Source organism: Pedobacter sp. GSP4 (genome assembly GCF_051857575.1).
Lineage (GTDB): Bacteria > Bacteroidota > Bacteroidia > Sphingobacteriales > Sphingobacteriaceae > Pedobacter.
This window is the reverse complement of record NZ_JBPZIR010000014.1, coordinates 75,796-83,621: the sequence shown is the minus strand read 5'-3', so window position 1 is coordinate 83,621 and position 7,826 is coordinate 75,796. Positions and strand designations below refer to the sequence as shown.

8 protein-coding genes are annotated in these 7,826 nt (G+C 40.7%); 1 reads left to right on the top strand and 7 read right to left on the bottom strand.

Annotated elements, in window-relative coordinates:
* Nucleotides 1-249: 249 nt before the first annotated feature.
* From trpA to trpD, 4 genes are all read right to left on the bottom strand, one after another.
* Nucleotides 250-1,017 carry a tryptophan synthase subunit alpha gene (trpA, locus tag ACS5PU_RS24070; protein ID WP_439461708.1) on the bottom strand — a complete coding sequence of 256 codons (768 nt, stop codon included), beginning with the start codon at nucleotides 1,015-1,017 and terminating at the stop codon, nucleotides 250-252.
* Between the two features lie 110 nt (nucleotides 1,018-1,127).
* The gene (gene trpB, locus ACS5PU_RS24065) at nucleotides 1,128-2,309 is read right to left on the bottom strand and encodes a tryptophan synthase subunit beta (protein ID WP_439461707.1); all 1,182 of its coding nucleotides are present in this window, start codon (nucleotides 2,307-2,309) and stop codon (nucleotides 1,128-1,130) included.
* Nucleotides 2,310-2,320: 11 nt separating this feature from the next.
* A complete protein-coding gene (locus ACS5PU_RS24060; RefSeq protein ID WP_439461706.1) occupies nucleotides 2,321-2,956 on the bottom strand; it encodes a phosphoribosylanthranilate isomerase in 636 nt (211 codons plus the stop codon).
* Entirely contained in the window at nucleotides 2,950-3,939 is a 990-nt protein-coding gene (gene trpD, locus ACS5PU_RS24055) for an anthranilate phosphoribosyltransferase (protein ID WP_439461705.1), read from the bottom strand. Before trpD ends, ACS5PU_RS24060 begins: the two co-directional genes overlap by 7 nt.
* Nucleotides 3,940-4,227: 288 nt before the next feature.
* Here trpD and ACS5PU_RS24050 point away from each other — a divergent pair, with 288 nt between their 5' ends.
* Nucleotides 4,228-5,169, top strand: a complete 942-nt coding sequence (locus tag ACS5PU_RS24050) for an ion channel (RefSeq protein ID WP_439461704.1) — start codon at nucleotides 4,228-4,230, stop codon at nucleotides 5,167-5,169.
* Nucleotides 5,170-5,226: 57 nt separating this feature from the next.
* On the opposite strand, the gene ACS5PU_RS24045 is transcribed toward ACS5PU_RS24050, so the two are convergent.
* The 3 genes from ACS5PU_RS24045 to ACS5PU_RS24035 form a co-directional block, all read right to left on the bottom strand.
* On the bottom strand, nucleotides 5,227-6,063 hold the full coding sequence (locus ACS5PU_RS24045; RefSeq protein ID WP_439461703.1) for an alpha/beta hydrolase: 837 nt from the start codon (nucleotides 6,061-6,063) through the stop codon (nucleotides 5,227-5,229).
* A gap of 157 nt (nucleotides 6,064-6,220) precedes the next feature.
* Nucleotides 6,221-7,039, bottom strand: coding sequence for an SDR family oxidoreductase (locus ACS5PU_RS24040; RefSeq protein ID WP_439461702.1), 819 nt, complete (start codon nucleotides 7,037-7,039; stop codon nucleotides 6,221-6,223).
* Nucleotides 7,040-7,102: 63 nt separating this feature from the next.
* Nucleotides 7,103-7,801 carry a hypothetical protein gene (locus ACS5PU_RS24035; protein WP_439461701.1) on the bottom strand — a complete coding sequence of 233 codons (699 nt, stop codon included), beginning with the start codon at nucleotides 7,799-7,801 and terminating at the stop codon, nucleotides 7,103-7,105.
* Nucleotides 7,802-7,826 lie beyond the last annotated feature (25 nt).

Below are 7,826 nucleotides of genomic sequence, written 5' to 3'. Positions count from 1 at the left end.
TTAACGCGGTCAGAAACAAAATAGCGCTCAGAGTTGCAGCAGTTATAAAAAACCAGGAGAGCTATAAAAACAATTATAATATAGCTGCTTAAAATTTGTTTTTATCATAACAATCATCTCGACCGAAACGCAGTGGAGCGGAGAGATCTATCTCGAACAGATTTCTCGACTTCGCTGCACCCGATAGCTATCGGGTCCGCTCGAAATGACGGTACTTGGGAACTCCGCTAACTTGGAAGAGTTTGAATACTAAGCTTTAAACTTCTTCATGAAATTGCTTACGCTCTCCTCTAAATTCCCATCAGCAATGGCTTTAACGAAAGCAGTACCGATAATTGCACCATCGGCGTACGAGCAGGCCTTATCGAAAGTCTGTTTATCGCTGATCCCGAAACCGATCATGGTTGGGTTTTTAAGGTTCAGGTTTTTAATTCTACTAAAATAAGCTTCAGTGGTATCGCCCACTTCGAGGTTTTTACCAGTAGTGGCCGATGATGACAATAGATAGATGAACCCATTGGTTAAGCCATCAATTTTATGGATACGTTCTTCGGCTGTTTGCGGGGTAATTAAAAATACATTGCTCAGGTTATGTTTTTCAAAGCAATCTTGATAAAATTCCTCATACTCTACCATTGGCAGATCGGGAACAATGCAGCCATCTACCCCTACTTCGGCACAGGCCTCGCAGAATTTTTCTACACCAAACTGCAGCACCGGGTTTACATAACCCATTAATAAAACAGGGATGCTTACCTTTTTGCGTAAATCTTTCAGCTGTTCAAAAAGCAGTTTTAATGTCATGCCCTGATCTAGCGATTGCTTGCTACTGGCCTGGATTACCGGTCCATCGGCAACAGGATCAGAATAAGGAAAGCCTATTTCGAGCATATCGGCACCCGATTTCTCTAAAGCTTCTGCAATTTGAATGGTATCGCCAGTATTTGGGTAACCAGCAGTATAGTAAATTGATAATATATTTTTCTTCTCCTGGAAGAGTTGTTTAATACGGTTCATTTTTTTTACCATTTTCCGTCGTTACGAGGCATGAAGCAACCTTAATGATTTGGATTATTCTACCTAGCGGGTGTTGTAGGATTGCTTTGTTCCTCGCAATGACGATTTGTCTATAAATTAAAATATTTAATATAGGTATCCAGATCCTTGTCGCCACGTCCAGATAGGCAAACCACTACATTTTCGCCACCTTTAAATTCCATTTTTTCCAAGTAAGCCAAAGCATGTGCACTCTCAATGGCCGGGATAATTCCTTCCAGTTGAGTACAAAGCAAACCGGCTTCTAAACTTTCTTCATCAGTGATGGAAACATATTGTCCGCGGCCGGTTTTAAACAAATGTGCATGTTGTGGACCAATGCCCGGATAATCCAATCCTGCCGAAACCGAATGCGGCTCTACTACCTGTCCATCTTCTGTTTGCATTAAAATACTCCTGCTGCCGTGCAATACACCTTCTTTGCCCAAATAAGTGGTGGCTGCAGAAAATCCGCTCGATACGCCTTTTCCAGCCGCCTCAACCGCAATCAGTTTTACATTTTCATCGTCCATAAAATGATAGAACATACCCATGGCATTGCTTCCGCCGCCTACGCAGGCCAGAACATAATCAGGTTGATCGCTTCCGGTCTGTTCTATTAATTGCTTTTTGGTTTCTTCTGAAATAATCGATTGAAAAATCGCCACCATATCTGGGTAAGGATGCGGACCAACTACCGATCCGATAATATAATGCGTATCAACTGGATTATTAATCCAATCGCGCATGGCTTCGTTGGTGGCATCTTTTAAGGTTTTGCTCCCTGAGCTTGCCGGAACAACCTTTGCACCCAGCATTTTCATGCGGGCAACATTTGGTGCCTGGCGTTCAATATCTACCTCACCCATATAGATTACGCACTCTAGGTTGCGCAAAGCACAAACCGTTGCTGTGGCGACTCCATGCTGACCGGCACCTGTTTCGGCGATGATCCTTTTTTTACCCAGTTTTTCGGCCAATAAAATCTGCCCGATGGTATTGTTGATCTTGTGTGCACCGGTATGGTTTAAATCTTCCCTTTTCAGGAAAATATTGGCACCATAACGTTCCGAATACCTTTTAGCGAGGTATAATGGCGAAGGACGGCCAACGTAATCTTTTAACAATTGATGAAATTCCTTTTGAAAATCGGCATCATCAATAATCTTTAAATAGTTTTGACGCAATTCTTCTACGTTTGGATAAAGCATTTCGGGGATGTAAGCGCCTCCAAAATCTCCGTAATATCCTTTTTCGTTTACTTTGTATTTCATATCTTCCGTTTTTACCTCTGGTTGAAACAAGAGGTCATAAATTCTTTAATCTTTGCGGCATCTTTAAGGCCAGGTTCTATTTCGAACCGGCTATTGATATCCAGTGCATATAAACGTTCATCATTTATATTTTTTATGGCTGTGGCATGTTCTAAATCAATACCACCGCTCAAAAAGTAGGGTTTAGGGTAAGTATATCGGTCTAAAACAGACCAATCAAATGTTTTTCCCGAACCACCGTGTGCTTTCGTCTTGGTATCGAACAAAAAGAAATCTACCGCCTCTAAATAGGGTGCTAAACTCGAAAAGTCAAAATCTTCATCTATTCCAAAAGCTTTAATTACTTCTACAGCAGGGAAAATCGATTTTAGCTCCGCACAATAGCCTGGCGATTCGCTTCCATGTAGCTGAACAGCTTTTAACTTTAAACTGCTTACTCTTTCCTTTACCTTTTCAAGGTCTTCGTTAACAAAAACACCCACGGTTTTAATTTCAGCAGGAATGTATTTGATTAACTCTGCAGAAACCTCGCTGATCAGCCTTGGCGATTTATCGTAAAAGATAAAGCCCAGATAATCTGGCTGCAGCTCAGCTACCGCTGCAATATTTGCGGCCAAACGCATTCCACAAACTTTTAATTTTAGCATGCCAATAGTTTTTTGAAGCTGTTAAGCGCTTTTTTACCCATTAATGATTCTTCTGCTTCATAATAACAATCGGCAAAAGATAACTCGGGTTTAATCGTTCTAATGGCAAGTGCTGAGTTACACAGTACTACATTGTTCTGTACATCGGTAGCTTCACCGTTTAACACATCCATAAATATCCTGGCCGATGATTCTACCGTATCGCCACCCTTAATTGCATTAACATCTACCCTTTCAAAGCCCATATCTTCAAGTGTTAAAATCTGTTCGCCCTTGTTTGAAAAAGTTTTTACGTCGCAGGTTAAAGAAATCTCGTCGTAACCTTCCAAGGCATGCACAATGGTATATTTTTTATCTGTGTGCTGGTATAAATATGCGTATAAACGGGCAAGTTCCAGACTAAAAACACCTACCATCTGGTATTTTGGCTGTCCGGGGTTAACCATTGGGCCCAACATATTAAAAAAGGTTTTCACCCCCAGCTCTTTACGGATGGGCGCTACGATTTTCATAGCAGGGTTAAACAAAGGCGCATGCAAAAAGCAGATCCCGGCGGCATCCAATCCCCGCTTTAAAGTATCTTCATCATTGGTAAAAGTATATCCTAAATACTCCATAACGTTGGATGAACCGCATCCCGATGAAACGCCATAGTTACCGTGTTTGGCTACATGGTGGCCAGCTCCGGCTACAATGAAAGAGGATAAGGTAGAAATATTAAAAGTGTCTTTACCATCGCCCCCGGTGCCACAAAGATCAATCAGTTCGTAGCCAGATAGATTAATTTTTACACACATATCCAACATCGCATCGCGAAAGCCCTGTAATTCCTGCACGGTAATGTTCCGCATGGCATAGGCCGTAATAAATGCAGCAATCTGCGAAGAATTGAATGCGCCTTCCGAAATGGAAATTAAAATGTTCTTTGCTTCTTCCCTGCTAAAGCTCTTGTTCTCGAATAAATGGTTTAATATTTTTTTCATGTTTTGTGTACCTCTTGCCGTCATTCTGAACTTGATTCAGAATCTTTCATACAGATGCTGAAATAAATTCAGCATGACGATCCTTCAAAAAATTGCATAAAAAAAGGATTGCTTTTTGGGCAATCCTCTTAATTTTGTTTAAAATATTTTAAAATATATAACAATAGAATTTGCCTAACGAATTTCGTTATGCCACCACCAATTGTTATTTAAGTTTTTAATTATCATGTTTGTATAAAGCAAATATTGATATAGTTTTTTAATATTCCAAAATCTTTCTAAAAATATATGTCTTTCTTTAAAAGAAAAGTACAGTTTAATGATGATTTCGGTTTCGGATCCAATCCCGTAACCAAAAATCAGCGCATGCTTAACCCCGATGGTTCTGCCAATATAGAGCGTACCGGCCTGCCCTGGTTTAAGTTTGATGATACATATACCCGCTTGGTTACCATGAGCTGGACCCGGTTTTTCTTTGTAATTCTGGTTGCCTATCTTATTGTAAATACCATTTTTGCAGTTTTGTATAACCTAATCGGAATAGAAAACCTGAATGGTGCCAAAGGTGTAACCCTGCGCGATCAGTTTTTTGATGCATTTTTCTTTTCGGCACAAACCATTTCAACCGTTGGCTATGGCCATATTTCGCCACAGGGCTTTATTACCAGCGTATTGGCCGCCTTCGAAAGTATGTTGGGGTTATTGGCTTTTGCCCTGGCTACAGGTTTATTATACGGCCGTTTCAGCCGCCCTACCTCGAAGGTAAGTTTTAGCAAAAAAATGGTTATTGCACCCTACGAAAACGGGCATGGCTTAATGTGCCGTTTGGTTAACCTGCGCCGCAACCAGCTTATCGAGGTTGAAGTGCAGATGGTAATGTCGTACAATGAAACCGTTGAAGGGAAACATGTACGTAGGTTTTATCCATTGGCTTTAGAGCGCGATAAAATTGGCATACTTTCGTTAAACTGGACATTGGTGCATGCCATTACCGAAGAAAGTCCGTTTTACGAAAAATCGTTAACCGAGCTGCAACAGGCCGAAGTAGAGATTTTTGTGATGCTAAAAGCTTTTGATGATACCTTTTCGCAAACAATACATACCAGAACAAGCTATCAGGATGAAGAAATAGAAATGGATGCCAGGTTTGAGAAAATGTACCACCACAACGAAGAAGGTAAAATGGTGATGGATTATAGCAAGTTGGATAAGGTTACGCGGACGGTGTAGAGGTTTTATTATTTGTCATGCTGAGACACGAAGCATCTTTTTCATAGCCGTAGATTGCTATTGGGCTAATGTGATAAAATCTACAATATCCTTATACAGTTGGTTGCCACCAAAAATCATCTGACTGATCATAGGTACATGGCTTTTGCCTTTAATCTCCTTTATTTCTACCGGGATGTTATTTGCTTTCAGTTTTTCGTATAACCTGGGTGTTTGCAGTTTAATGGCCCCGTAGGTTTTACTTCCATAAAAAAGCAGGTGCGGATTTTTAATGTTGTTTGCATACGCTAATGGCGAAGCGGTTTTCCAAACTTCAGGCTGATTGCTAAAAGTCCTTAAAAAATCATAGTAATAATGGTCTTTTTCAGCTTCAGAGAGGTATTCAAAAATATCGAGTCCGAAAGGATCGTTAAGAATTACGCCCTTGATCGGGTTATGAATGCCGGCTTTCTTAAAATATTTAGGGTCAGCATTAATCAGTTCGCCCAAATGCGCCCCAGCCGAGTGCCCCATTACAAAAATTTTATCGGCACTGGCCATATAAGCTGCAATGTGTTCTTTCACCCATTTCACCGCCAAAGCGCAATCATCGCCCATTTTTTCGTACTGGGCATTGGGTGCTAAAGGGTAATTAATCACAACAGTAACGATGCCTTTACGCGCAAAGTTTCTGCCCAGCCACCAATAGGTTTCTTTTTTTCCACTGCTCCAAGAGCCTCCGTGAATGAAAATCAATACAGGTTTATCTTTTATACTATCGTTCTTATAAAAAATATTCAGCGTATTGGCCTCATCGGCATTGCCTGCATAATTTATATTTTTAGCTTTCTTTACCTGAGCGGATGAAACTATAGTTTGAAATAAGAGCATGAATAAAACCAGGAATTTGTACATAAAAAAGATTTATCCTTTCAACAGTAAATTAACGAAATTGTTGGAGGGGTGGATTTTTTTGGGGAGGGAGTATCAGGATTTCAGTATCAAGTATCGAGATTACTTTACCTCTTATTCAAAACACATAACCTTCTACCTTACACCTTTTACCTCAGCGTTAAGCCTTAATTAACGGGTTTTTCTCTTTCGCGAATAAATCAAATACCTTTTTATCTACAAAAGCCGGGAAAAGTTTGTTCATCCAAACAGCCAATTTGCCTTGTCCGGTCATTACCAAAGTACGTTTGCGTTTTTCGATACCATCGGCAATAATGCTGGCCACTTCTTCTGACGACATCATTTTGCCTTCATCCATACTTGTTTCGCCATGCACAGCACCATCTTTGGATAAGGCAGTAACCCTAATGTTCGAAGCGGTAAAACCTGGACAGGCCACCATTACATTTACACCGGTTTTAAGGAGTTCGGTACGTAGCGATTCCATAAAACCGTTCATGGCAAATTTAGAGGCCGAGTAACCGGTTCTGCCAGGCAGGCCGCGGTAACCTGCAATTGATGAAACACCCACAACCGTTCCTTTGGTTTTTAATATTTCGGGCAAAGCATATTTAGTACAATAAACCGTTCCCCAGAAATTCACGTCCATCAGGTTTTTAAGTACCGATAAATCCAGATCGTTAAATAGGGCACGCATAGATAAACCGGCGTTGTTTACCAGAATATCAATCTTTTGAAATGAAACCAATGCCTGTTTAACAATCAGTTCGCAATCGGCTTCTTTACTTACATCGGCCTGAACGGCCACCGCCCTAATGCCATATTTTTTCTCCAGCTCGGCCGTAATTTCGCACAGGGTTACATATTGGCGCGCAGCTAAAACCAGATTGGCACCACGTTTTGCAAATTCTTCGGCACAGGCTTTTCCAATTCCGCTCGAGGCTCCGGTGATGATGATTACTTTATTTTTTAGGTTCATTTAGTAGCAAGATTTGAGTATTAAGTATTAAGATGTAAGGATTGAGACTTGATACTGCTTACATTATTTTGTTTTAAAATAGTTTGTGGCTTCGGTAACTTTATCTGTATTGATGATACCTGATAGGGATTGTTTCCAGTAGTTTTCGGTATCTGGTGCTCCCCAAAAACGGAAAGGTTTGTTGATTTGATAGGCGGCTACTACAAGTGCGGATAATCTGTTCTGATCGGCTTCTGGTATTTCGCCCACTCCTTTCCATTTAGAATAATCGGCGAAGTTGGCACTGATCATGGTTACTTTTTTTAAATCTTCTGGGGCATAGTTTACGCCTGGCAAGCCATCAAACTTGATCATTTCGGGATAAAGGTGGAAAGTATTGTGCGGCGGCCGGTTTCCACTGATCACTAGGCTAACCTTGCCTTTTGAGAATAGCTTTTCGTAGGGTTTTAATGCTTTCAGTAAAACTGGATAAGTCAAATCCCAGCTTTCTTTGAAATCGATCATCAACTGGAAACGATAAAAATCTTTGGTTTTAGAAAAGGCCACGATCGGCTGGAGGTACATTTTATCTAAAGTATTCCCGGCTTTGATTTCCTTTTTGCTGTGTGCCACCATTAACGAATCGCCAACTACAAAAACATCGGCCTCTATCGAAAAAGCCTTGTTCTGAACGGCTTCGTAAAAAGGTTTAGCGTGTGTATAATCGTTGTGGGAATGGATCCTGATCGGCGTTTGATCAAACCAACCGGAAAAGAGAATCACGGATAAGAGTAAAAAATGCTTTGCC